The sequence below is a fragment of the Mobiluncus curtisii ATCC 43063 genome, from assembly GCF_000196535.1.
Taxonomy (GTDB): domain Bacteria; phylum Actinomycetota; class Actinomycetes; order Actinomycetales; family Actinomycetaceae; genus Mobiluncus; species Mobiluncus curtisii.
In genome coordinates, this window is the sequence record NC_014246.1 from 1,434,374 (window position 1) to 1,457,989 (window position 23,616).

Annotated in this window: 31 protein-coding genes; 7 read left to right on the plus strand and 24 right to left on the minus strand. The window is 53.8% G+C overall.

The window, feature by feature from the left end:
• Window positions 1-43: 43 nt before the first annotated feature.
• A complete protein-coding gene (locus HMPREF0573_RS06015) occupies window positions 44-352 on the plus strand; it encodes a type II toxin-antitoxin system RelE/ParE family toxin (protein ID WP_013189226.1) in 309 nt (102 codons plus the stop codon).
• Window positions 349-642 carry an addiction module antidote protein gene (locus HMPREF0573_RS06020; RefSeq protein ID WP_004009166.1) on the plus strand — a complete coding sequence of 98 codons (294 nt, stop codon included), beginning with the start codon at window positions 349-351 and terminating at the stop codon, window positions 640-642. Before HMPREF0573_RS06015 ends, HMPREF0573_RS06020 begins: the two co-directional genes overlap by 4 nt.
• Window positions 643-847: 205 nt before the next feature.
• Here HMPREF0573_RS06020 and HMPREF0573_RS06025 read toward each other — a convergent pair whose 3' ends face one another.
• On the minus strand, window positions 848-1,252 hold the full coding sequence (locus HMPREF0573_RS06025) for a hypothetical protein (protein WP_013189227.1): 405 nt from the start codon (window positions 1,250-1,252) through the stop codon (window positions 848-850).
• Window positions 1,253-1,273: 21 nt separating this feature from the next.
• Entirely contained in the window at window positions 1,274-1,885 is a 612-nt protein-coding gene (locus HMPREF0573_RS06030; RefSeq protein WP_013189228.1) for a major tail protein, read from the minus strand.
• Window positions 1,886-1,945: 60 nt separating this feature from the next.
• Here HMPREF0573_RS06030 and HMPREF0573_RS06035 point away from each other — a divergent pair, with 60 nt between their 5' ends.
• A complete protein-coding gene (locus tag HMPREF0573_RS06035) occupies window positions 1,946-2,458 on the plus strand; it encodes a VanZ family protein (RefSeq protein ID WP_013189229.1) in 513 nt (170 codons plus the stop codon).
• Here HMPREF0573_RS06035 and HMPREF0573_RS06040 read toward each other — a convergent pair.
• The 7 genes from HMPREF0573_RS06040 to HMPREF0573_RS06070 are packed head-to-tail and all read right to left on the minus strand — an operon-like array spanning window position 2,455 to window position 7,356.
• Window positions 2,455-2,799, minus strand: coding sequence for a hypothetical protein (locus HMPREF0573_RS06040; protein WP_013189230.1), 345 nt, complete (start codon window positions 2,797-2,799; stop codon window positions 2,455-2,457). The genes HMPREF0573_RS06035 and HMPREF0573_RS06040 overlap by 4 nt on opposite strands.
• On the minus strand, window positions 2,796-3,233 hold the full coding sequence (locus HMPREF0573_RS06045) for an HK97-gp10 family putative phage morphogenesis protein (RefSeq protein ID WP_013189231.1): 438 nt from the start codon (window positions 3,231-3,233) through the stop codon (window positions 2,796-2,798). Before HMPREF0573_RS06045 ends, HMPREF0573_RS06040 begins: the two co-directional genes overlap by 4 nt.
• Window positions 3,233-3,565, minus strand: a complete 333-nt coding sequence (locus tag HMPREF0573_RS06050; RefSeq protein ID WP_041797999.1) for a phage head completion protein — start codon at window positions 3,563-3,565, stop codon at window positions 3,233-3,235. The genes HMPREF0573_RS06045 and HMPREF0573_RS06050 overlap by 1 nt, the downstream gene beginning before the upstream one ends.
• A gap of 15 nt (window positions 3,566-3,580) precedes the next feature.
• The gene (locus HMPREF0573_RS06055; RefSeq protein WP_013189233.1) at window positions 3,581-3,898 is read right to left on the minus strand and encodes a head-tail connector protein; all 318 of its coding nucleotides are present in this window, start codon (window positions 3,896-3,898) and stop codon (window positions 3,581-3,583) included.
• A gap of 29 nt (window positions 3,899-3,927) precedes the next feature.
• Entirely contained in the window at window positions 3,928-5,148 is a 1,221-nt protein-coding gene (locus tag HMPREF0573_RS06060) for a phage major capsid protein (RefSeq protein ID WP_013189234.1), read from the minus strand.
• A 25-nt stretch (window positions 5,149-5,173) separates the two neighbouring features.
• Complete coding sequence (locus HMPREF0573_RS06065) at window positions 5,174-6,058, minus strand: head maturation protease, ClpP-related (RefSeq protein ID WP_013189235.1); 885 nt, start codon at window positions 6,056-6,058, stop codon at window positions 5,174-5,176.
• The gene (locus HMPREF0573_RS06070; RefSeq protein ID WP_041798001.1) at window positions 6,055-7,356 is read right to left on the minus strand and encodes a phage portal protein; all 1,302 of its coding nucleotides are present in this window, start codon (window positions 7,354-7,356) and stop codon (window positions 6,055-6,057) included. The genes HMPREF0573_RS06065 and HMPREF0573_RS06070 overlap by 4 nt, the downstream gene beginning before the upstream one ends.
• 112 nt (window positions 7,357-7,468) lie before the next feature.
• On the opposite strand from HMPREF0573_RS06070, the gene HMPREF0573_RS06075 reads away from it, so the two are divergent.
• Complete coding sequence (locus HMPREF0573_RS06075; protein ID WP_013189237.1) at window positions 7,469-7,774, plus strand: hypothetical protein; 306 nt, start codon at window positions 7,469-7,471, stop codon at window positions 7,772-7,774.
• On the opposite strand, the gene HMPREF0573_RS06080 is transcribed toward HMPREF0573_RS06075, so the two are convergent.
• The 8 genes from HMPREF0573_RS06080 to metK form a co-directional block, all read right to left on the minus strand.
• Window positions 7,744-9,348 (minus strand): terminase large subunit, encoded by a 1,605-nt coding sequence (locus HMPREF0573_RS06080; RefSeq protein ID WP_013189238.1) that lies wholly within the window; start codon window positions 9,346-9,348, stop codon window positions 7,744-7,746. The two genes, HMPREF0573_RS06075 and HMPREF0573_RS06080, sit on opposite strands and share 31 nt — an antisense overlap.
• A gap of 75 nt (window positions 9,349-9,423) precedes the next feature.
• Window positions 9,424-9,717 carry an Nmad4 family putative nucleotide modification protein gene (locus HMPREF0573_RS06085; protein WP_013189239.1) on the minus strand — a complete coding sequence of 98 codons (294 nt, stop codon included), beginning with the start codon at window positions 9,715-9,717 and terminating at the stop codon, window positions 9,424-9,426.
• 178 nt (window positions 9,718-9,895) lie between these two features.
• The gene (locus HMPREF0573_RS06090) at window positions 9,896-10,231 is read right to left on the minus strand and encodes a hypothetical protein (protein ID WP_013189240.1); all 336 of its coding nucleotides are present in this window, start codon (window positions 10,229-10,231) and stop codon (window positions 9,896-9,898) included.
• A gap of 106 nt (window positions 10,232-10,337) precedes the next feature.
• Window positions 10,338-10,787 carry a hypothetical protein gene (locus tag HMPREF0573_RS06095; protein WP_013189241.1) on the minus strand — a complete coding sequence of 150 codons (450 nt, stop codon included), beginning with the start codon at window positions 10,785-10,787 and terminating at the stop codon, window positions 10,338-10,340.
• Entirely contained in the window at window positions 10,781-10,996 is a 216-nt protein-coding gene (locus HMPREF0573_RS06100) for a hypothetical protein (RefSeq protein WP_013189242.1), read from the minus strand. Before HMPREF0573_RS06100 ends, HMPREF0573_RS06095 begins: the two co-directional genes overlap by 7 nt.
• Before the next feature lie 82 nt (window positions 10,997-11,078).
• A complete protein-coding gene (locus HMPREF0573_RS06105; protein ID WP_013189243.1) occupies window positions 11,079-12,605 on the minus strand; it encodes a DNA cytosine methyltransferase in 1,527 nt (508 codons plus the stop codon).
• Between the two features lie 3 nt (window positions 12,606-12,608).
• Window positions 12,609-13,865: a site-specific DNA-methyltransferase gene (locus HMPREF0573_RS06110; RefSeq protein ID WP_013189244.1), complete on the minus strand. Its 1,257-nt coding sequence runs from the start codon at window positions 13,863-13,865 to the stop codon at window positions 12,609-12,611.
• Window positions 13,837-15,027, minus strand: a complete 1,191-nt coding sequence (gene metK, locus HMPREF0573_RS06115) for a methionine adenosyltransferase (protein WP_013189245.1) — start codon at window positions 15,025-15,027, stop codon at window positions 13,837-13,839. Before metK ends, HMPREF0573_RS06110 begins: the two co-directional genes overlap by 29 nt.
• A 115-nt stretch (window positions 15,028-15,142) precedes the next feature.
• On the opposite strand from metK, the gene HMPREF0573_RS06120 reads away from it, so the two are divergent.
• On the plus strand, window positions 15,143-15,346 hold the full coding sequence (locus tag HMPREF0573_RS06120; protein WP_236589658.1) for a hypothetical protein: 204 nt from the start codon (window positions 15,143-15,145) through the stop codon (window positions 15,344-15,346).
• Between the two features lie 22 nt (window positions 15,347-15,368).
• On the opposite strand, the gene HMPREF0573_RS06125 is transcribed toward HMPREF0573_RS06120, so the two are convergent.
• The 7 genes from HMPREF0573_RS06125 to HMPREF0573_RS06155 form a co-directional block, all read right to left on the minus strand.
• Window positions 15,369-15,941, minus strand: a complete 573-nt coding sequence (locus HMPREF0573_RS06125) for a P27 family phage terminase small subunit (protein ID WP_013189247.1) — start codon at window positions 15,939-15,941, stop codon at window positions 15,369-15,371.
• A 248-nt stretch (window positions 15,942-16,189) separates the two neighbouring features.
• A complete protein-coding gene (locus HMPREF0573_RS06130; protein ID WP_041798006.1) occupies window positions 16,190-16,567 on the minus strand; it encodes an HNH endonuclease in 378 nt (125 codons plus the stop codon).
• Window positions 16,568-16,697: 130 nt separating this feature from the next.
• Window positions 16,698-17,177 (minus strand): hypothetical protein, encoded by a 480-nt coding sequence (locus tag HMPREF0573_RS06135; RefSeq protein WP_013189250.1) that lies wholly within the window; start codon window positions 17,175-17,177, stop codon window positions 16,698-16,700.
• A complete protein-coding gene (locus HMPREF0573_RS06140) occupies window positions 17,174-18,532 on the minus strand; it encodes a DEAD/DEAH box helicase (RefSeq protein ID WP_013189251.1) in 1,359 nt (452 codons plus the stop codon). Before HMPREF0573_RS06140 ends, HMPREF0573_RS06135 begins: the two co-directional genes overlap by 4 nt.
• Window positions 18,513-18,794: a VRR-NUC domain-containing protein gene (locus tag HMPREF0573_RS06145; RefSeq protein WP_013189252.1), complete on the minus strand. Its 282-nt coding sequence runs from the start codon at window positions 18,792-18,794 to the stop codon at window positions 18,513-18,515. Before HMPREF0573_RS06145 ends, HMPREF0573_RS06140 begins: the two co-directional genes overlap by 20 nt.
• A 135-nt stretch (window positions 18,795-18,929) precedes the next feature.
• Window positions 18,930-21,173, minus strand: a complete 2,244-nt coding sequence (locus HMPREF0573_RS06150) for a phage/plasmid primase, P4 family (protein WP_013189253.1) — start codon at window positions 21,171-21,173, stop codon at window positions 18,930-18,932.
• Window positions 21,166-21,612 carry a DUF7768 domain-containing protein gene (locus HMPREF0573_RS06155; RefSeq protein ID WP_013189254.1) on the minus strand — a complete coding sequence of 149 codons (447 nt, stop codon included), beginning with the start codon at window positions 21,610-21,612 and terminating at the stop codon, window positions 21,166-21,168. Before HMPREF0573_RS06155 ends, HMPREF0573_RS06150 begins: the two co-directional genes overlap by 8 nt.
• Window positions 21,613-21,800: 188 nt before the next feature.
• Between HMPREF0573_RS06155 and HMPREF0573_RS06160 the strand changes: the two genes are divergently transcribed.
• Window positions 21,801-22,355, plus strand: a complete 555-nt coding sequence (locus HMPREF0573_RS06160) for a hypothetical protein (RefSeq protein WP_013189255.1) — start codon at window positions 21,801-21,803, stop codon at window positions 22,353-22,355.
• 57 nt (window positions 22,356-22,412) lie between these two features.
• Window positions 22,413-23,615 (plus strand): AlbA family DNA-binding domain-containing protein, encoded by a 1,203-nt coding sequence (locus tag HMPREF0573_RS06165; protein ID WP_013189256.1) that lies wholly within the window; start codon window positions 22,413-22,415, stop codon window positions 23,613-23,615.
• Window position 23,616 lies beyond the last annotated feature (1 nt).

Here is a 23,616-nt window from a genome sequence, read left to right on the forward strand (position 1 = left end):
TTCCCTTCTTGACTCATGTAGCTTTTAGGCTACACTTAGGTGTGTGGAGATTATTTCTAGTAGCTTGTTTGACGCTTGGTTAGGTGAGCTGAAAGACAAACATGCTCAGCGGCGCATTTTGCATGCAATAGCCCGATGCGAAGCACACGGAACAATGGTTGGAGACATCAAACCCGTTGGCGAGAAAGTTAACGAGATGAGATTTCATTTCGGGCCCGGCTACCGGGTGTACTACACCCAACTAGGTGCAGTAACGGTTTTCCTGCTGGCCGGAGGAGATAAATCCAGCCAGGCTAAAGACATTCGAACCGCTCAAAAGCTCGCACAACAGGTAAGGAAGGAACAGTCATGAAGGAAGTAACATTTTCAGCGTTCGACGCAAGCAAATATCTCGATAGCCAAGAAGCAATGAACGATTACCTAGCTATCGCACTCGAAGACGGCGATACGAAAACCGTACAGGTGGTTTTGCGTGACATTGCAAGGGCACACGGCATGAGCCAGCTAGCTAAAGAAACTCAACTCAACCGTGAATCCCTCTACAAGTCACTATCAAAAGACGGCAACCCGTCCTTTGCGGCTATCACGAAAATCATGAAAGCCCTAGGACTCAAAATAACTCTCGCTACACAAAATGCCTAGATACCTGCTGGAATCACATCATCAATAAACCAAACACGCCTCTGCTCAGCCCGTCCGGTCTCTATGCGCCAGCAGTCCACCAGGTCGAGTAGCTCACCAAATACAGTCAGCTCTATTTCGGTGCGGGTGAGGTTGAGGTGGGCTATGCCGATATAGGTCAGGCGGGTGAAGGCCGCCTCATCGCTGTCTAGGACTCTGCCTTGGTTTAGTCTTTTGGGGCTGGTGTCTCGGTGGTGATAGCCCGACGAGTGCCCTTCTGCAGAGCCTGGCTGATGGCGGTTCGGTAGTCGGCCAGGTCAGCTGGAACAGTCAGCAACTCCACCGCATCCTCAGTAAGCTCAGGTCTCTGATCATCGGGATGCGTGAGGTTGTGAATCTGTACTGACTGGTTTGCTAGTAGTGTGATTAGCCAGATCACCTCACCCAACGACTTGTCCACATCTTCCGATGTTTCGAGAGCTTCGCCTAGATGTTCGAGTCCGCCGTAGCGCTGCGCAATCAACCGAGTCGCACGCGTTGTCAAAACCAGCTCGTAATCCTCGCCACCTATAGTGATGGTGGCGCTGCGGGACGAATCAACGGTATTGATGGCTGCGGTTTTCTTTCCCACGATTACTGTCTCCCTTTTCTTTTAGTGGCTGTTGGTTCGGCTAGGCGTGGAGGCTGCGGCGGGTTCGTAGACCTGCTTGTACCAGCCAGTGATCGTCTCTGCCTTGACTCCGGCAGCGCCTTCGGTGACCTCGGCCTTCCACGGATGACGACCTTGCGTGTCGGGCTTGTTACGGCGCAGGATCGTGCCCTCAATCGACGGAGTGCTGAAGGTAATGCTGTCGGCCTTGGTAGCTAGGGTCGTGGTTGGGAGGGCGAATTTGACGCGGTAGAGCCAGAAGTACTGGTATTTTCCGTTACTACGTGCCGCTCGAAAACCGATGGCTACTGGTGTACCGCCATCCTCGCTAGCGCTAATGAGCACGCCGTTGGCATCCAAGGTGGCTCCGGTGAGTGCTGCGGCGGCTTCTGCACCAAGATCATCGACACCTAGGGTGAGCGTCCCGGACTTGAATTCTTTAACGATCTCGGATGCCCCGTCGTCGGCGTAAAGGATTGCCTCGGCAACCTCCACGGAGAGTTCAGCGCTGATGGCTTTGGCGAGGGATTTCGGGGTGGCATAGGTTTCCTCACCAGTGGTGGGGTCTTCGGTGATAGTGGCGTAGTAGAGCTTGTCTAAACCAATAGTTGCCATGATGTTTCTCCTTTTGGGTAGTAATTTTCGTTAGATGTCATCGACAGATAGAATTGGGGAATGAGAGAGAAAAAGCGATGCTTGACCTATGCGGTGTTCGGGATTTATCTGCTCTTGTTGTTGTGGATGGTGCTGTTCAAATTCGCCACCAGCGTTGACGACATACTGGACATGCGGCATGCGCGCTACTTAAATCTGATCCCATTTACAGATTCTGCGAATCTTTACGGGTCGAACTTCTTTGATGAGATCGTGGTCAACTTCCTTGTTTTCATCCCGTTTGGCTTGTACATGAGGATGTTGTTGAAACGGCGCTCATGGTTAATTCAATTGCTCCCACCGTTTTTAGCAAGCGTGGCATTCGAGGTCGTTCAGTACGTTTTCGCTATTGGGGTCAGCGATATCACCGATGTCATAATGAACACTGCTGGAGCCGCTACTGGCTTAGTAGTTTTTGCTCTGCTAGCCAGATTCTGGCCTGAAAAGAGCGAAAAAGTCATTAACGTCATCGGGTTAGTCCTGGAGATCTTGTTCATCGGATTTTTGACTTTCCTCATCATTGCAAACTCTTAAGGACAGGCTCTAAAACTCGAAACATCGATGGAATAGTGGTGAAAACCGGTATCCGCCTCGTATCCGATATAGCGGCGGGCGGTCACCGTCAGCCCTGCATCAATTAGGGCTCGGGTGAGCTGGTTACGCAGCCCCAGGTAGTTGGTCTTCGTGAACAGTGCGATGCGGACTTCTTCGACCTCAATACCGGGGGTGTTGTCGGCGAAGATCTCGAAAGAATCTGTTAACGGGGTGAAGACTAGATACGTGTCTGGGGCTGGGGAATCGGTGTAGCAGCTGACTGCATAGGCGAGCCCAAGTTGTTTAGCGATGTGGCTTAGGTTTTCTAAAAGCCCGCTCATGGTTTCACCTGTTCGATTCGCGCGGCTAGGGTTTGTTTCATTGCGGTGATTGCGGCTCGCCTGGTTTGTGAACGCGTGGGGGCTAGGAAGGGTCTAGCGGGCTGGTTGGAGCGCCCGTGTTCAAGAACGTTAGCGATTAGTGCGTTAGCTCTACCATCGTCTCGGTTCTCGGCGAAACCAACTTTAACGTTATAGTCTCCGCGGCTATTGACTTTTACTGGCGCGGTTCCTAACGCTTTGGCGAGCTGACCGGTAGAACGGGAGGGCTGTTTCGTTGAGCTGCCGATGGCGGCAGAAAGGTTAGAGCGCATACGCGGCTCCACTATGTTAGCCCCGGCTTTAAGTACTTGTTCAGCGGAGTTATCAATGAGGCTGCTGGCTGAGTCGAGTGCGTCAATGAAATCGTTGGGAAGCTTTATTTGTACGCGAGCCATCAGAGTGCTCCTTCTGGTTCGGTGCGGTGAGCCAAGATCTCGACATAGCGGCCGAGGTATTCGACCGCATCAATAACGTACCTGCCATGTGCGGAGCTGATTTGCATTGCCTCGGTTATTTTTATGCGCGGTATTGCTCGGATCCTAAATAACAGGTCTGCTTTGGTGTAGGCGGCGCGGTTTACCCAAGCCGGTGAAGCGTGCCGCACTTCCATATATGCGCGCACCGAAGCTATAACCTCGTCACTAGTAGTGGCGAACCCGGCAGCGTCTTTGGTAACCACTGGCTGTATCAGGTCGATGTGCTCGCTCATTTTGCCTAGCGTTGCCACAAGGCGCGTCCTTCTTTAGATTTTCCAGTCCCGATCCAGACGAAGCAGGGTGTTGACTGCGTTCCACACGGCGCGGGCAGCATCGGTTTTGTCTGCCCAAAACCCGGCGGTTGCTCCATCTCTGGATTCGTAGAAATGGGTGGCGAGCATGATAATGCCTTGCCGGGTTGCCTGCGACATGGGCTCCGTTTGGTAGTAGCCCTCGGGTAGATGTTGGTAAGCGGTTGCATAGGAGATGGCAGCCAACACAAACGAGGCAATCAAAGAATCATCCTCGCTATGGTTGACCAGTAGATTTTGCTTGACTAAGGCCATGAGTTCGTCTGTTTTCATGGCTGCCACCTCCTAACTATTTTTATGGTTTACCCGGCGGTCTTTTGGGTAAGTACCTTGATCGCTTCGGGTAAGACGAGCTTGCCGTCTAGGCGTTGGGAGGCGAGGAACCCGATCTGCCCTGTGGTGGCGAATAGTTCGTTTAGGCGTTTGAAGGAGCGGCCTTGCCGGTCAGCAATCCAATAAAAACCGAGGTCACCGAACGCTACTGTGCGGGCCCCCGCTTTCAGTTCAGGCACAAAAACGGAAGTGTGAACGGGTCGGCCAAGGATCATGTCTGGTGTGCCAGCGGTCAGGGCTGGCTGCCACAGGTACTGCCCGTTACCGTCTTTGAGTTTGCGTACGGTCTTTACTGTTGCATCGTTCATCATCCACACCGCACGCGCCCGGTACGGGGCACGCAAACTATAGTGCAGATCGATGAGTTCGTCAGCGTTAATGTCGGTAGGCTTGCTGGTGGTCACGCCTAAGTCTGCTCCGCCGGTTGGGTTGAAGATGCCGGTGGGTTTACCTTTACCATCGCCAATTAGGAAGGCTTCTTCTTCAGCAGCTCCAATACGGCGAGCAAACTCGCTCGCTAGGTATTGTTCAACGTTAAACGCTGCATCGTTGAGCAGTTCTTCGCTGATTTTCAGGAAGGTTCCCAGCTTGTATGCCGACAGGGAGATTTGGGTGAAGGCTTCATCGGATTCGCTATATGGCTTGCCTTCATCCAGCCAGGTAGCGGTGCCATGGGTAGACACGACAGGGATTTTACGATCTCCGCTAGTGGTCTGAATAACCTTGGCGAGGCTTCGCATGATGTTTTGGTCGGCTAAAGACTGCACTAGGGTGCGTTCGAACTCGTCAGGCACTAGGTATCCGCCCTCAGAATCCACCCCCTCGCTTAGCGCATTCCTTACTTCCATGGGGGAGGTGTTAAGCCGCATCGCATCCCAAAACGCCCGCTTGTAGGAAGCTCTAGCACGGGCAGGCTTCGCCTTGCCCACATTCTCGTCTGATCCAGCACCTGGTGTTGCTGTGATGGGTGCCCGAGTCGCCTTAGCCAGGGAGTTTTCGAGGCGTTCGGCTCGCTCAGACCGGGCAATCTCGTGAGAAAGCGCCTCGATCTCAGCCTCCATCTTCGCGTAAGCCGCGTCATCCTCAGCATTCAGACAGCCGGTCTCAGAGTTGCGGTGTCCATCAAGAAAAGCCTTCGCCTTATTCCAGGTTTCGGCACGGCGGGCATAAAGATCAGTAACAGTAGTCATGGTAAAAAGTTCCTCTCTTAAGGGTTTAGTGGGGTTGATCAGTTAGTTGGGCGTATAAATCAACAACCCGCCGACCACAAGGGGCAGCGGGCTGCAAAGAACAACGGGTATCAGGAGATGGCATTGAGCCAGGCGGAGCACTATCTTTTCGCTGGCCAGCTAACTGCGCGACGAGGCGCTGTTCCGCGGCCTTTCTGGAAAACACCACACCACCCTTGTTTTTGGGCGGCAACGGCGGCTTCTTACGGGCAGGGCTTTGCTCGTCATCCCCGCCGGAATCGTCCTCATCCGGCTCGTCTTCACCCGGCTCTTCAGATTCTTCGTCCTCTTTGTCTGGGGTTGGTGCTCGTTTACCAGTCAGCAGCTCGTCGGCGAACCCAAGTTCGATGGCTGCAGTTGCGTCCATCCAGGTTTCGGCATCCATCAACTTCGACAACTTCGCCCTGCTCAACCCAGTCTTGAGCTGGTAAGCATTGATAATCGAGTCCTTGACACTCTCAAGCATGTCGAGGGCACGCGAGAGTTCGGTTTTATCGCCCATGGCCAGCGTGGCTGGGTTGTGGATCATCAGCATCGATACCGGCGACATCGCCACATTACTTGCTGCCATGGCGATCACGCTCGCTGCGGATGCTGCGATGCCGTCAATATTGACTCGCACTTGGCCTGGGTAGTCCAGAAGCATGTTGTAAATCCTGGCTGCCGCCACGACATCGCCACCGGGACTGTTGAGCCAAACAGTGACCGGTCCTGATCCGGCATTTAGTTCAGATGCGAAGATGGCGGGTGTTACGTCATCGTCGAGCCAGGATTCTTCGGCGATAGCCCCGTTGATACGCAAAACCCGAACATCCTCTTGGGTGTCCGGGTTGGTTGTTTCTGGTGGTATCCAGTTCCAAAAACGCTTCACATTCTCCTCCTCAATAGTTGGTTCTCTCTAGGTTCTTCTTCACCAGACTCGCCTTTATCGGCTTGTTGGGAGTCGGCATAAGCCCCAGCCATCGGAAGCGGGAGCATGTTCCCATTAACCAGGTAGAGATCCCCGCCATCTGCCGCCTCTATCCGGTCAAGGTTTTCTAGCTCGCGGATGTCGTTGGCGCTCATCCACCCGTTTTGGCGAGCTACCGCGTATCCCTCCATGCGTGACTGGTAGTCCCCGCGCAGCAGCCCTTCAACGTTGAACTTCACAAACAACTGCTGCTTTTCACGCGGGTTCAAGAGAGTTTTCGTGATGGCTTGTTCCCAGCGGATTACCCACGGGTCAAGGGTGTATTTCACGAACTCTAAAGACTGTTGTTCAATATTGGAAAACGAGGATTTTTCGAGGTCACCGATCATGTGGGGCGGAATACGGAAAATCCGGGCGATTTCGTTGAGCTGAAACTTCCGTGTTTCAAGAAACTGTGCCTGCTCTGGGCTTACCGAGATTGGCGTGTACTTCATCCCTTCTTCCAAAACAGCGACTTTATTGCCGTTCTTCGCACCACCGAAGGTTGCCTGCCAGGACTCACGGACCCGTGAGGGGTCTTTGATCGTGCCAGGATGCTCCAACACCCCACCAGGTGCGGCACCATTAGCGAAAAAGCTCGCGCCGTAATCCTCGGTGGCTTGTGCCAGGCCGATAGCATTGCGGGCCATCGCAATCGGTGAGTAACCCACTAAACCGTCGAAGCCGAGACCTGGGATGTGTAGGACGTCTGCTGGGGTTAGCCGGATGGTTTTGTATTCGCCTGCTGGTTCATCCCAGGAGGTCTGGTATTCGTAATACAAGGCCTTGGTGTCCAAGTCTCTGCCTACGCTCATGCGGTTTGGCTGCAACGGATAGAGCCCTATGATTTCACCTAGGCCGTTGCGTACGACCTGGGCGAACGCGTTACCCCACAAAAGCAGATGCGTCATCAAAGTTTCGCGGAACACGAAGCTCGTCATTTCGGGGTTAGGTTCATCATGCAACAGCCGGTAGAGGCTGTGGTCGACCGCTTTTTCTTTACCACCGCCGCCCTTATAGCGATAAAGGTGCAGTGGAAGTCCGGCTATGGCTTCGGCCAGGATCCGCACGCACGAATACACGGCGGTCATTTGCATCGCGCTACGTTCGGTCACTGGACGACCAGAGGACGTGGGTCCAAACAGGAAGCTGTAGCTTGTAGACAGCTGATGGTTCTGTACGGGTTTCGGTTTGCCGCGTAGCCAGTTGCTAAGACCCATGGTTTTTCCCTTCCGCTAATGAAAAAATGAGTGCATGCGAAGGTGGAAAAGACGCGGCACGTGGTTGCGCATTGGCGGGCTTTTCGCGTGCTATCTTTTACTGCCTGCTCTCATGACAGCCGCCATCGGATTAGGCAATGCCTCCGATTTAGGGATGGTGGCGTTTATCTTGATGCTGTTCATAGCGTTTCCACTCGTCACTATTGCGCTAGCCGCCTGGGACGCAGTCACGGAGGGCTTCACTGTTTTATGGATAGTGATGCCGATAGTGTTTTTCGTGGTGCCCACGGTTATCTTTTTCAACGAATCCGCGCTTATCTACGGAGCCATCTATTCAGTGCTAGCAATAGTGGCCAATGGTGTCGGTAGCCTGTTTCGCCCAAAATCTCATAGCACCAATAGTCCCCGCGAATCATAAACTGAGCTCGCCTCTGGGGTGTTGCCGCATCTTATTGCTCGATCCAGGGCCATGATGGTGGCTACTACGCCGTCGATCTTCTCCGTAGACTTTTGCTTATCTGGCTTAATGTTTCCGGCCGGGTCGGTGCGCACGTGAATGTTATCGACCATCCAGGCCAGCACCGGGTGCCCGCCATGGGCGAGCTTGCCTTCTAGGGCGAGTTTCATGAGTTCTTTGGATGGTGGGGACATGTCTTTGAAGCCTTGCCCGAAAGGCACTACCGTGAAACCAGCATCCTCAAGGTTTTGGCTCATTTGGATCGCGCCCCACCGGTCGAAAGCGATTTCTCGGATATTAAACCGGGTGCCCAGATCCTCAATGAACTTCTTGATATACCCGTAGTGCACCACGTTGCCCTCAGTCGTGAGTAGGTGGCCTTGCTGATGCCATAGGTCGTAGGGGACGTGATCCCTAGAAACTCTGAGTTTGAGGTTGTCTTCGGGTATCCAAAACCAGGGCGCGACCGTGTATTTGTCATCGTCATCCGTGGGTGGGAATACGAGAACGAAAGCTGTGATATCGGTGGTGGATGCCAGGTCGAGCCCGCCGTAACAAACACGGCCTTCTAACTCATCCAAGTGGACTGGGCCATCGTTTTTGTTCCAGGTATTCATAGGCATCCACCGCACAGACTGTTTGACCCACTGGTTCAAACGCAACTGTCTGAAGGTGTTTTCTTCAGCCGGATTCTGCCTGGCACTATTACAAGCGTCCCTAACTTTCTGGATTGGCACCGTCACGTCCAAGGATGGGTTGGCTTTATGCCACACGGCTTCATCGGTCCAATCATCATCTTGTGCTGCCCCATATATGACTGGATAAAAGGTGGGGTCAATTTTTTTGCCCGCAAGGATGTCTTGGGCTTTTTGGTGTTGCTCGTAGCAGATGCTGTGGGTGTCGGTGCCGGCGGTTGTGATCAAGAAGTACAGCGGCTGGGTGCGAGCATCCCCACTGCCTTTGGTCATCACGTCGAAGAGCGCCCGGTTGGGTTGGGTGTGTAGCTCATCGAATACCACTCCGGAAATATTGAATCCGTGTTTGGAATACGCCTCGGCGGATAGTACCTGGTAGAAGGAATTGGTGGGGGAGTAGATGATACGTTTTTGGCTTCTAAGGATCTTTACCCGCTTGGCTAGTGGGGGACACATTCTCACCATGTCGGCTGCCACTTCGAACACGATGGATGCTTGTTGCCGATCGGCAGCACACCCATAAACTTCAGCGCGTTCCTCGCCATCGCCGCAACACAGCAAGAGTGCGACGGCGGCGGCTAGTTCAGATTTGCCTTGCTTTTTAGGGATCTCCACATACGCGGTAGTGAATTGGCGAAACCCGTCAGGTTTGACCACACCGAAAAGGTCGCGAATGATTTGTTCTTGCCAATCAATCAACTTAAAAGGTTTTCCTGCCCACCGGCCTTTCGTATGCTTTAAAGCTTCGATAAACGCGACCGCAAAGTCGGCTCGGCGCTTGTCATAGCGCGAGCTTTCAGCCATGAACCGTGTCGGGTGATATTCAGCTAGCTCACGCATACGAATCAGTTACCTTCTATTGGTTAAAAAGTCAGTTACTACCGGCGATAGCAGGTACCCTCAAGCCTTGTGGGGCTAGGCTTCGGGCAGATTAGCTAACGCCCAGGCGATCGCATGTCCGGGGTCAGCGAAAAGATGGTCTGACTCAGCGACGAGTTCGAGTTCGCATTCTCCGCGGCCCCTCGAGTTAGGCCCGAACCCGCTGACGGGTTCTTCCATCAACCGGTAGATTTGGGCGTTATTGCCAAAGCCTTCAGTCTTGGTCCAGGTAGCAAAACTTGCTAGCGTGTAGCCTCCGTAGGCAAGAACCGTCCCGTAGGAATCAACGCTCATCTGGAGGGTTTCGCTGGTGACCTTTGTGCTGTTCATGGCTGTTTCCTTTCTGTTGTGTACCGTTTCGGTATGTATATACAGCCATAGACCCACGCACTTATCCAGTCATTTTCCGCCTATTTTCAAGAAAACTTAGAGATGTACATCTCTAGGTCATAACGCTTCACGATAAAGGAAAACCCCACGCCAGGTGGGGTTGCCTTTGTGTTTAGTTTTAACGGGTCAGATGGTAGTTGACAACGTTTCCTGGTGTAGCATGCTCAAGTTCACGCACCATCGCTGCTGCCCGCCCGTATCCCTCGGTGACCTGTTCGATGTTGTCTAGGTTCAACGCTCCGTAGGCGGTGGTTTGCACCCGCCATTGATCGGTTTCAAAATCCCGGTCAAGCTCCGGGGTGTAGGGGAACAGAGGGGAAGGAACAATAGAAATCGCGACCCGGCCAGGTTCAATCTCAATGCTGGTGACGGTGTATCCCAACCGGTTAGCACGCCCGATAAGGCGTTCGGTGTTTTCTTCCTCGACGCTGCATTCAGCTTCTTTGGTGTTCATGGCTGTTTCCTTATGTGTTGTGTACCGTTTCGGTATGTATATACAGCCATAGACTTCGCTACTTATCCAGTCATTTTGCCGCCTATTTTGCCTAATAAATAGTGGTTTACATCTCTTGGTTAGTGTTTATTAGTGGCGGGGTTTTCCATGCAGAATTGCCGCTTAATGATGCAAGTAAAATCTTGCGTACTTCCTTATGTTCTTTACCGCTAAGTCCGATGCGGTAAAGCAGAGAACGCAGTTCATACTTCTCATTACTTACCTGTCTTGTACTGCGATTTACGGTGCGGTGGATCCGTTTGGCGTACGCGATCAGCTTCGTTAAGAACTCGGTGTAGGCTGTGATCTTCTCGAACTCGGGCAGCTCATCCCACCAAGGAAAACTCAGCCCCTCACTACTGGTGGTGATGCTAAGCTGGCTCGCGCCGAGCGCTTTAGCTATCAAGTCTTTCTTGGCTGCGATAAGTTCATGCAGCCTTGCCAGCTCAGTCTCATCAAGCGTGGCGGGCAGGGTGACTACGAGCCCGTAGTTTTCAGCCTTTTTGGTGTTCACCATTGCTCATCCTCCTCACCATCAAACTCGATGCTTTGAACGTCCAGCCATGTGCGGATGAGGCGCATGAAGTCGTGTGGGAAGTTGGAGACAATCATTTCTACGTGCTCGTAGCCGTGGTCTTCGGCTGCATCCCACACCGCACCAATATCGGTGAGGTCGACTCCGAGGTTTTCGATTTCTTCTAGATCGGCGTATAGCTGTCCTATCATCACCAAACCCTCTCTTTCTTGCTGGTTGTTTGGTCATGTACATACAGCCATAGGTTCGCGGGCTTATCCAGTCATTTTCGCCTTAAAATCCAGGAGTTTTAGTGGTCTCGGCGACTATCTGGGAAAGCACGAGTTTGGCGCACGGCAAAGCTATCCCGTTTCCCCACAGCTTGTATAACGCCCGGTCGGTCACTGGATTAGCCAGCCATTTGCGTACTTGGTTGCGGGTTTTAGGTTTTTTCAATCCTTGCACCTTGCCCCAGCTGGCCCAGACCTGCCACCAATAATCCAGCACGTCTTCGCTCGGGTTCTCGATGGCGAGTCCGTCTGTCCAAGTATCAGGGAATCCTTGTAGGCGGGCGCACTCGGTTGGGGTTAAGCGTCTCACGCGGTATTCGGGCATGCCAGGGTCAGTGACCAGGGGCGGCTCAGTTGAGTCCGAAGCCAACAGAGCGCCAGCAATATTGACGTTGCCTCGGCAGAAGAAGTCCGCTTTCGAGGCACTCACAACGTCGGGTTCGACGATGGCGATGCCGCCTTGGTTACAGGTCGGAGCTATCCCTGACGTATCGAGCGTCTTTGATACCTCGGTGGGATAACCGTACCTGCCTACTGCTGCGCCGCGTCCCTCATGTAACGCATTGAAACCGTAGGCGGTAGCGATGATGGGAGTATTGCCTCCGTCAGTGCCGTAACGGGCGGTCACGGTTGGTGCTATCTGGCATGGTCCGCCCACTCTGGCATCATGAGGATGATGGTCAAATAGTAGCGGCTCAATAATACTCTGGTCGTTACTGCATCCGAGCGTGCCTGACAGGTTTGTTTGCACGAGCGGGCCTTTTCCACCGCCTGGTTTACCTGCCCGCATCCGCAAGGCGAACACATCTAAAGATTTGCTTGCCTCGTGAGTGCCTGCTCGAGGATTGGTGGGAGGGTTTTGCTTTTCACTGCAGCCCGGCGCAAGATCCCGGAACACGCGTTGGGGCTCAAAGAGTATTTGTCCGGCACGCCCGCTTGCAAAATCGCAGATAAGGTAGATTCTTTTGCGTCGTTGGGGTACTCCGAAAAATTGCGCGTCCAATACTCGCCACGCAATACTCCATTGGTCTGCCACGATCGCTCCAGCTTTATGCCACTTTTGTACTCGAGGTAGGTCAGCCGCTGCCGTTTCGTCGACAACCGAGATGAGGTTTTGCAGGACGCTGTGGAAGTCTGCCCCTTTATTGCTTGAGAAGGCTCCGGGCACGTTTTCCCAAACAGCGAATCTTGGATATAGACCATGACTTGCCTTTCTCATTTCTCTGATGACTCTGACAGCTTGGTGGAATAAACCTGAACGCTCGCCAGCTAAACCTGCCCTTTTACCTGCTACCGACAGGTCTTGGCAAGGAGAGCCAAACGTGACCACATCCACCGGCTCTAGCTGACTGCCGTCAATATTGCAGATGTCGCCTAGGTGTTGCATTTGCGGAAGGCGCGTGGTGGTGACCAGGATCGGGAAGGGCTCAATTTCGCTCGCCCACGCAGGTTCGATACCAACCTTTGTTGCCGCGAGTGGGAAACCTCCCGAGCCATCAAAAAGCGAGCCAAGCCTTAAAGTTTGTGTCACGGGTTAGCCTTTCTGCTTGGGGCGCTCGACTTTTTTGACCAGATCCAGGTAGGCGTATTGCCCGCCGCTTCGCTCACACGTGATCCCAGCTGCGTCTCCGGTTGCTTCGGCATAGCGGCGCACAATCACGGAAGCGTATTTCTCATCCAGCTCCATGCAATAGCAAGTGCGGTCTGTGGCTTGTGCAGCCATGAGTGTGGAACCAGACCCAGCAAAGGTATCGAGGATGATTGCGTTGGTTTGGGTGGAGTTACGAATCGGATAAGCCAACAGGTCTAGTGGCTTCGAAGTCGGATGGTCACTGTTTTTGCGGGGCTTGGCGAAATTCCACACCGTGGTTTGTTTGCGATTCGCATACCAAGCGTGAGAGCCGTCTTTCTTCCACCCATAAAGCACTGGTTCGTGCTGCCACTGATATGGGGAACGACCAAGCACTAGGGAGTCTTTGACCCAAATACAACAGCCCGACAGGTAGAAGCCAGCATCAAGAAACGCTTTACGGAAGTTGAGGCCTTCGGTGTCGGCGTGGAAAACATAGGCTGACCCACCCTTCTCCAAAGCGTCTGCCATGTTGGTGAATGCAGCCAGCAGGAACTGGTAGAAGGTGTCTGTGTCTTGTTTGTCGCCTGCGATTTTCAGGCCGCTGTTCGATTTGAAGTCCACGTTGTAAGGCGGGTCTGTGACCACCAGATTAGCCTGTTTGCCATCCATCAAGGTTTCGACATCGGCCGGGTTCGTGGCATCCGCGCACATTAGGCGATGCCTACCAATCCTCCAGATATCGCCTTTTTCGACAAAGGCTGCCGCTTCTAGGGCGGCGTTCAGGTCGAAGTTATCGTCCTCGATACTGTCGCCGTCAAGAGAACCTATCAGCTGTTGTATTTCGGATTCGTCGAAACCGGTGAGTTCAACGTCGAAATCGGAAGCATCCAGGTCGGCTATGAGTAGGGCGAGTTTGGAATCATCCCACTGGCCACTGATCTTGTTTAGAGCAACGTTGAGTGCTTTTTCGCGGGTTTCGTCGAGTTCGACGACCACGCAGTCCACGGTTTTATAGCCCAGATCAGCCAGTACTTTCAGACGCTGATGTCCACCCACAATATTTCCGGTGGTTTTGTTCCAGATGACTGGCTCCACATACCCAAACTCACTTAGCGAGCGTTTGAGTTTGTCGTAGTCCGTGTCCCCAGGTTGTAGGTCTTTGCGGGGGTTGTAGTCAGCTGGGGTGAGATCAGTTAGCGCTATTTGCTTGATGCGCATGGTTTTTCACCGCCTTGACAAGCTCACGGCTAGTAGTCCAGGTGTCTTCCCACTTGCGTGTGTAATCCCCGAAATGCCCATACGTCGAATAGCGCACATAGCCGGGTGCTCGCAGCCCAAACTGGTCGATGATCGCAGCCGGACGAAGATTGAACACATCGCGCGCAGCAGCCGTGAGAATCTGGTCGGTGTATTGGCCGGTGCCGAGCGTGTCCACACTGAAAGCAACCGGGTCGGCTTTGCCAATCGCGTAACTAATCGCCACCTGGCACTGGGATGCAAGATCCGCATCCACCACGGTTTTCGCGATCAGCCGCGCCATATAAGCACCCGAGCGGTCGACCTTAGAAGGATCTTTGCCGGAGAAAGCTCCACCACCATGAGAAGCCAGCCCGCCATAGGTGTCAACCATCAACTTCCTACCGGTGAGTCCGGTGTCGGCTTTAGGGCCGCCCTCCACGAACCGCCCGGACGGGTTGATCAACACAAGCGTGTCCGGGCTTACCGGTAGATATGGCTGGCATGCTGGGCCAACAATCAGCGAAGTTATTTCACGGCGCAACACCTCGAAATCCTTGGATTTATCGTGCTGGACGGAAACCACCACCGTCTCTACGGCTTGCGGTTTTCCTGCGTCGTTGTAGCGCACCGAAACTTGTGCTTTACCATCTGAGAAGATCCCAGTGATGGTTCCTTGCTTGCGCGCGGCATCTAGCCGCTTACAAATCTCGTGGGCTAAAACAAGAGGCAATGGTAAGCGCTGTGGTGTATCAGTGCAGGCATAGCCGTAGACCGTGCCTTGATCACCAGCACCCTGAAGACAATAAGCGGACTCATCGCCATGGCGAGCCTCTAAAGATGTGCTCACCCCGTCGTTAATATCGTTAGATTGACGCCTCACCCATACGTATACCAAAAATCTCCACGGCTTATAGCCAGCTGCAGTCAGGGCTGTGCGTACGCAATCACGCAAGTCCACACGAGCATTAGTGCTGATTTCACCAGTGACAATAATGCGTCGCCCAGTAGCCATGACCTCTACCGCGACGCGGGCGTTGGGATCGGCGTAGAGAATTTCGTCGAGAATCTGATCAGCAATTAAATCGCACAGTTTATCGGGGTGACCGATACACACTGCTTCAGCGCTTAGAACCTTAGTCATAGGAATGCCCTTTCAGTAGAAAAATCAAAAGAAACAAAAACTCCCCACCATGTCAGCCAAGAGTGGGGAGCGAAGAAAACGAGGAAAACCCGAGTCATGTGTGATACTGGGATTCGTGCAAGACGAAACGAGTAAACCTAATCAGCCAGAACCTTCCGGCGGCAATGGTAAAACCGTGGCTTACGGAATGATTGCCGGGATAATGACCGCCATAATCTTTCGGTTCATTATGGACGATAATGCCTTAGCGATAACTATTGGCACAGGAGTCGGAATCGCGCTAGGGGCAGGCTTCAGCGCAACAAAACGCCCCAAATAAGCTCAAAAACACTAGGACGCATCTACGAGCGTGCTTTCAACAACTGCTCCATAACCTCATCACCCGGGGTCGTACCCGAATAGTCACTAGTGCAGTTCGCCCGCACAATCTCAAAAATCTCATACCAATACACATTCGCCTGCTTACCAAAAGACTGGCTCATCGCAACAAACGGGGAAGCGATAGCAGCCCCAGTGGTCGGGTGCTTGCCGAGCAAACCGAACTTGGAGATCGCCTGCTCACACTGCACATAGCGGGCAAATGCCTGGGCGTAGGCCTCAATCAGACGCTTAGAAACAAACCTCGTGCAGCCACGCTCGTCAAGCCAGCGCCATGTCTCTCGGTAGACAATGTCCGCGCCCAGCGGTTTGCCATCGCGTTGAACCTCCGACAGATACTCGGCAGGCTCGGGCATCACCTCACCAGCAAGTACCGCGCCCGCGCCAACATCTGCGCCCTCGAAATCGAAAGGCGTCGCTAGCGGATCTTCCAGGCGAGTAGCAGGCAGACCCTTAGCGAGTTTCTCGTTGAGTGGGTCGGGTTTCGCGCCAGCCCTCACGCGGCGCCCACCGCGATTGGTTCCGTCTTTTGCCATGAAATCTCGCCTCCTTCCAGGCAGTTAGCCCGGTGATGGAGGGCTTGCGGGTTAATACCCTGTTTGAATCGGTCTTTTTGCGTACGGTTGGCCCCGCCCGCTGACCTTCGCCAAGGCTGTAGAGATTTGAGGCCCCCAACCCCAAACCAGCGCGGTGATGTCGCACCGTAAGCCACGAACAAGAGCTAGCCCAGCATCTTTGAGGTCGGCAACGTTTAAGGCGCACACGCCGCAATTTCAATAAAAAGTCAGTAGGTGTAGAGCCTTGGTTGTTGCCTCCACCTGTCACCATCGAGCGCCGACTGGCGCGAGTGGCAGGGTTTGCACAGGCTACGCAGGTTAGAAAAGTCGTGGCTGCCGCCGTGCTCGAGCGGCAGGATGTGGTGGACTTCGGCCACTGGGGTGGTTAGTCCTTTGTCCAGGCAGTCTTCGCACAAAGGATGCTGCGCGATGTATGCGGCACGGATGCGTCGCCAGCGTGCACCGTAACGCTTGTTGATTCTCGGGTCACGTTGAAACTTACGGTAGTTCTTGTCTGCCTTTTTGGCGTGAATCTGGCAGAACCTTTCGCGGGTTAGTTCGGGACAGCCCGGCGCAGAGCAGGGACGTTTGGGTTTGCTTGGCATTCCCGTTATCTCCTGTGGTCATGGTAAAGCCCCGAGGGAATGTATCCGTTCGGGGCTTTGACCTTTTTCTAACTAGTTACACTATATCGGGTTTGATTCGGGAATGTCGTCCGCGTTTTGTCCAAGCATCTTAGCGTCCGTACAGGAGACTGGTGAGGTGGTCGAGGGCGGTTTTGCGCCGGTTGTAGGCGGTGGAGCGCTCCACGTTTAGCCGCTCTTGCACCTCATAAATCGCATCAGTGGCGGACTCGTATCCGGAAAGGAAGCAAACTTCTAGCACGTCACGTTCCTCATCGGTGAGCGCTTGCCAGGCGGGGTTGAACCAGTCCATGTAATCCTTGGCTTGCAGGTATTTGCGGGTGCGGTTATCGATCCGTTCCAAGTGGTTAAGGATTTTGTGCTCGGCAGCGGTGGGATTGAACGCACGGCGGCTGCCATCCAAGACGGGGGAGGGCAGGCTGGGCAGGTCTGCTTCGATGGCTTTCAGGTCATCGGGAGTGTTATCGATGATGGTTTCCATAGTGGCATAGTCGCGCAGGGCGTTGATAGCAGCGGCGCGACGGTCAACGTAGCGCCAGGTGATGTCGGTTTCTTGATGCGTAACGCTCATTTGGTTTCTCCTTTCAAGGTCTGCGCTACCGCGTCGATGAGCGCCGACTGGGTCATGTTCTTCGATTCGAGTGCCCTAAGAATCTGCTGATCAATCGAATCCTTGGTCGCAATATGCGTAATAGTCACCGGCTTGGTCTGGCCTTGCCGATACAGGCGGGCGTTGGTTTGCTGGTGTAGCTCAAGGCTCCAGGTGAGGGAATACCAGATGAGGATTGAGCCTCCTTGTTGGAGGTTAAGCCCATGCCCAGCGGAAGCTGGGTGAATCAACCCGAGTGGGATTTCACCGCCATTCCAAGCCTCAATATCCGCTGAAGTTTTTAACTGTCTGGCTTGCGGGAAGCGCTCACGGATGCGTGCTAGGTCGTGCTGCCACCAATACGCCACAAGCACGGGATTCCCATTCGCAGCTTCGATGAGGTCTTCAAGGGCATCGAGTTTGCGGCCGTGTACCACGATAGAGTCGCCTGCTTCGGTGTAGATCGCACCAGACGCTAGTTGGGTGAGCTTGCCAGCCAGGACGGCAGCATTGGCCGCGTCAATCACCTCATCGCCCAGCTCGACTACCATCTCGGCTGCGAGCCGGTCATACACCTTGCGTTCCCTGCCGTTCATGGTCACCTCGGTGGTCGTGACAGTCAGTGGTGGGAGGGTGAGGTAGTCGCTGGTTCGCATAGACAGCGTGATATCCGAGATTGCTCGGTAGATTTCGTCTTCAGCGCCAGGTTTGGGTTTGTAGGTGAATACTTGCATTCCACTGCGCTTATCGGGCACGAACCATTTATCGCGGTAGCGGGAAATGTAGCGTCCGAGCCGCTCACCCAAATCCAACAGCCGGAACTGCGCCCATAAGTCCATCAACCCATTGCTGGCTGGGGTGCCGGTAAGCCCGACGATGCGCTTGACTTGTGGGCGGATCTTCATGAGCGCGGTAAAGCGTTTGGCGCGGTGGTTTTTGAAGGAGGAGAGTTCGTCGATGATGACCATATCCCACTGCCACTTGATGCCACTACGGGTAATAAGCCAGTCGACGTTCTCCCGGTTCATCACTGTGATGTCTGCGCCTGAGTTGAGCGCGCCTCGGCGTTGGCGTTCGGTGCCGACAGCTACTGCCAGGCGTAGCTGGCGTAAGTGGCTCCACTTTGCTTGCTCGGCAGGCCACGTATTCCTTGCTACGCGCAGCGGCGCGATAACCAGCACTCGGTGGGCTTCAAAGGAGTCGAAGAGGAGGTGTTGTATTGCTGTCAGGGTGATGACGGTTTTGCCAAGTCCCATCTCGAGCAGTAGCGCTGCAGCCGGGTGTTCCTCAATGAAAGCCGTTGCTAGCTGTTGGTAGTTATGCGGCTTGTATTGCATGGCACACCTTCTTAATGTCGTCAGGATTGTTGAGGACGAGTGCGGTGAAGCCCAGGTGCTTCAACTGCCTCAGTCTGTGTTTTTGGATTGCGCGGACTTTTCCGCCGGGTGCTTTGACTTCTACGAAGCCGACATGCCCATCAGGTAATAGCACGATTCGGTCAGGTACACCGGCGGTTCCGGGGCTGACTAGTTTCCAGCAGACCCCGCCCAAAGCTTCAACGGTTTTTACGAGTGCTTGTTCTAAATGTTGTTCTTTCATCACGTGTTGCTTTCTGCTCACGTGGTGACGCTTTCTGCCAGTCGTTTACATAACTTTTTATATATAGATGTTTGTTTTTATTGCTCTTAAGAAAAGTTCTGTTATAGACCGACAGATAGTGTCACCACTTAGGGGCTAAAGGTTGAATTCGCTCTTCAGGCGTAGTCCGTCCACATAGCGTGCGTTCTTTGTGCGGCGTCTGCGGAATCCGAGTTGTTCCAAGGCTGAATAGAAATCGGACGTGGATCTGGCGTATTCGCCCACGCTGAGCGCGTAGGCGCGATAGACGCTATAAAGCTCGCCCGAGGGCTGTGTGAAGCTCGGGTCGATCTCGCAGTTATCGTCTAAGAAATGTGTCATCCAGTCGTTCTCAAACCGGTAGGCCTCCAGGGCTCGACGCACTTTAGGTGGTGGCTTCAAAACAAAGTCGTCATCAATCACTTTGCGGGCACCATCAACGATCCATTGCAGAACGGCACCAGCGGCGTTTTGGTAGAGGTGTTCGGCGTAGTTTTTGATGTCCGAGGAGCCTTCGATTTTTGCCTCGAATGGGATCACGATCAGCCTGCGCCAAATACCAACATCCATTGCACCTACGCGCGGTAGGTGATTCGTATACAGCACGAGCGTATGCGAAGGAGCGAACGCGAAGGGCGCCTTATATTTCTTTTCTGCATAAAGCAGATCAGTGGATGCCATTTGCTTGGCGATAGAGGTGGAGAGCCTCATGCCTTCCTCGGTCTCTGCCGCGATCAAGAGGCGTTTGCCTTTGGCTTCTGCCAGCTCAGGCTTCACATTCCGCTTCACACCCACAGTGAGAGCATCGGCGGAGATGTTGCCCGCGTATGTGCCTAACACCCGAGCGATTGTGTTCCAAAACGTCGATTTGCCATTCCTGCCGTCGCCGTAGGCGATGATGAGGGCTTCGACGTAGACTTTTCCGATCGCGGTCAGCCCCACGATTCGCTGCACATAGTCGATTAGTTCTTGGTCGCCTTGGAAGAACACCTCGAGCGCCGCCAACCACGTGTCCATGCCTTTGGTGGCGGGATCGGTGGTGGTTTGTTTGGTGATGAAATCCCCGTAGTCGTGCTCGTACATTTGCCCGGTGGTGAGGTCAATGGTGCCACCAGGAGTGTTGAGAGCGAAGGGGTCTGCATCGAGGTCTGCTTGGGTGACTTGCAGCATCGGAGCTGCCTCCTTTAGTGACGCTGTAATCGCCTTGCTATCCCTGCGTTTGAGCACGTATTTCTCGTAGGTCTGAGCACCAGTGAGCTGCTCGTAAGCGGTCCACTGCACGTTAGTGAATAGGTTTTTCGCTTTGGTCAGGCTCATCGCTGACAGCAACTGAGTGACCCCAGTGGAATCACACGCCTCACGGGCTTTCTCGAGCAGCTGTGCGGCTTGCTCTAACTGGCGCGTGGTGAGTTCTTGAGCGATGGCGCGCGAGCCTGGTCTGGTTTCTTCCCAAAACGAGCCGTTATACACCAGCCAATCTGTGGCCTCAGAGAATGCGAGTTTTTGTGCATATTCGTCTGCCAGGACGTTGGCTTGACCGACATCAGTGAAATCGGTGGGGCGCAGTCCTTGGATTTCGGCGTAGCGTTCTGGTGGAATATAGCCGGGCGTTGCGACGACTTTCGCACCAAACTTCAATGCAGAGTGCCAGATCGCATCCAACTCAGAAGGTGGTAGTGGTGGCACGCACTGAGTAGCTTTCTGCTCGAATAGCTCGCGGGCTTCATCACTGTTGCCGAAACGCACGATCACCCGCCCCGCGAAGCGACTCATCGTCGCATTACGCGAACCCTCACGGATCTCACCATCATGCATGGCCAGCGCTGCGAACTTGTCTCCGTCAAGGAAATCCACAATGGTGAGCTCGCCGTCCGTCCACGTCACCTCTGGGCTAGTGGTGCCGTAGATGAAGCGCGCGCTATCGAGAGCGTTACGGTCAAAGATGCCGGTGAATGATGCAAGCTTGCGCTTAATCGATGCATACTCATCGCCGTCGGTGACGGTCGCAATTGGGAGGTATGCGTGGAAGCGTGGCCGAGCCGACTTCTCGCTCTTGTCCTTCTGGTGATTACGGCTGGTTGCGGTAGCGAAAGTGACATCTGGGAAGATGAGAGCGAGCGTTTCTGGCGTGACCCACTCGGCAGGGTTCTCGGAGTGGTCATTGTCCACATCCATCACCACACAATCAGAGGCAATGAAGCGGTCGCTGCCGCGCATATCGCCGTCGTAGGTCGCGGCTACATGATCGAACGCCACAGCTTGCTTCAGATCAGCGGCGCTCACGATTGCAGTGTGGCGTGGGTAGTGGAGGTTTCGTTGCGCACCCGATACGGTGGCGAGATTGAGATGGAATTCAGTCATCGAGACATACCTCCTCGAAATTGTGGTCGAAATAGGAGATGGGGATGTCGAGTTGGTGTGCCCACTCGATTTCGAGGCGCATACCTTTTGACACGCGTGGCGTGTAGACCCACATGGCCTCGCATTTGGAGAGCAGGACACGGTTGAAGTGCATGGCGAGTTCCCGCTCCCACACATCCCCGTCGTTCATGAATTGTGGAAATAACAGGTGGGGTGCGAGTGGAATCTTTCGGCATTGCACCGCGTAAGCGCTGAGGTCTTGGGCGGTTTTGGTGTTTGCTTCGATGTCGCCCGAGTATGGTGAGCAAATATAGGTGAGCGGCCGGTGTCCGAACTCGGCCTGCTGGACGAGCTTTAACGCCTTGTAGGCGGTGGGGTCGCGGTAGCCTTTCTCGTTCAGGCGTGGAATCCCGTAATCCAAGGTTGCGGTGGTGGTCATTCCCGATCACCGCCTGGTAGTTCGTGTGCCATCGTGGCTCCCTTCAATCGGGTTGTCAGAGAGCGCAGGATTGTGCCCTCGCCTTAAACCACGGCAGAAGTCAAAACCGGACGGGCGGCATGAAACTGATTCGGAAATGCGGGGTATACCCCGTCGACAACACCGAGCTGGCCGGTTGTGATTGAGGTATGGATACACATGTTTGTCACAATCACGACGGCTCGGAACACCTGCACCACCAATTCCCAATCATTGATCGATTCATTCTCGAATGGCTCACCGACGCTGATCTGGCGCGCACACGGATCTGCATGTCCGAGGACGTGGAGGAAGAATTCCTCACAGCGATGGACCCGATTCGCTACGAGGAGGTGCGGGAGCTGGTGATCTTGTCGGCTCTGCACAATAACGTTCATGACCTCGTCGAGATTGAGGCCTGGGAGGTGCCAGTTCATTGGTGGGAACTGGTACGTGACCCTGACCTGATCGATCCGCCTGGCACGTATCCGATTGCGAGCATGCTGCTGTTTGCTAACCAGCTCTCAGGTGACAAGATGCCAGAACTCTATATCGCGGTCATGGTAATCGCGTGGATGCTCCACGAGGATACGTGGTTGAAAGAACTAGTGGGGGAGTATCCAAAATTCTTCACCAGCGCGACCATGCGCGACGGCAGCCCAGCCCTCGACGACCCCACCTACCAGCATCTGCGCGATCTGGTAGAGCGCGGATGGGTTCAATAATGCTTGCGTGGCGGTGGGCTTGCTGAAAAGTCGAGAAAAAGTTGCGAGAATTAGAACATGAGTTACTATCTGGGGCCGGGTCGCCAATCAGTCCATTTGTCTACGTTAGAAGAGCTCACGTTTGCCGCTGAGGGCGGACTTCTCAGTGAAAATCAATGGTGCGAGCTGAAGGTGCAACTTGGGCCGTCAAATAAAGCGGTGAATACTGAGCTTGCTCGCGACCTGGCCTCGCTGAGCATTGATGGTGGAGTGCTGATCTTTGGTGTGGTCGACAAGACTTATAAGTTAGTCGGTTGTGATTCCACTAGTTTAGAAACTCGAATCTCCCAAGTAGCGGCGACAGTGATCGAACCGCCACTCTCTCCGGTTTTCAATCCACCAATTCAACTTCCAAACGGGAAGAGCGTCATCGTCATCGCTATTCCACCATCCGCTGTTGCACCGCACATGGCTGATGGACGCTATTGGGGACGCTCCTCTGAAGGCAAGAGGGTGCTCTCGGATACTGAAGTTCGCCGGATTTTTCAAGCGAGAGTGAATCAGCAGGAGCTTTTTGCTAAATCGTTTGAAGCGTTTGTGGAACAAGATCCGCTGCGCAATCTCGTCGATGGTGGCGAAACGAAGAATGGGCATGGGTTTTTCTTTGCTAAACCGCAGGGGCAGCTCACACTAGAGAATTTTGATACTGCCGAGCTGCGAGCCATACTGGCTCGCGTTCGCCAAAGGCAATCATTTGAGGATCTATTAAAAAGCTGCTTCAACCCTGCACATGATCCAAACGGGGTTGGATTGCGAAGCGTTTACGAGGCTGTCTCTCAAAGAAACGAAAAGAACTTACGCCAGATCACTGTTCGAGACGATGGATCAGTGTCAAGCACGTTTGCCGCGGCTAGCGTCCTCGAAACAATGCCTGGCGAAGAGGAAGTGCTCTATACCTTCCCTGGCACAACCGCATTATTTCTTGCCCAGAATCTTGAAATTCTCAGCTTGATTTCTGAGGACTTCGGATATCAAGGCGGGTGGGAAATAGCTTTGAGACTAACGGGTCTTAAAGGTGTCATTCGATATACGAGCGACTTTTCGTATCGGCCAACACCTTATCCGCAGAAGGCCTTCAGTGTTCAGCGGGTGGTGCAACCAATGTCCTGGGTAGACAACACTGATTGTTTGGGTGATTTAACGATGAGCCTTCTTCGTGGCTATTTGCGCGGGTTAGGCATCGAGCGTTACACCTATGAAAATCTTATGAATGGTGTTTAAT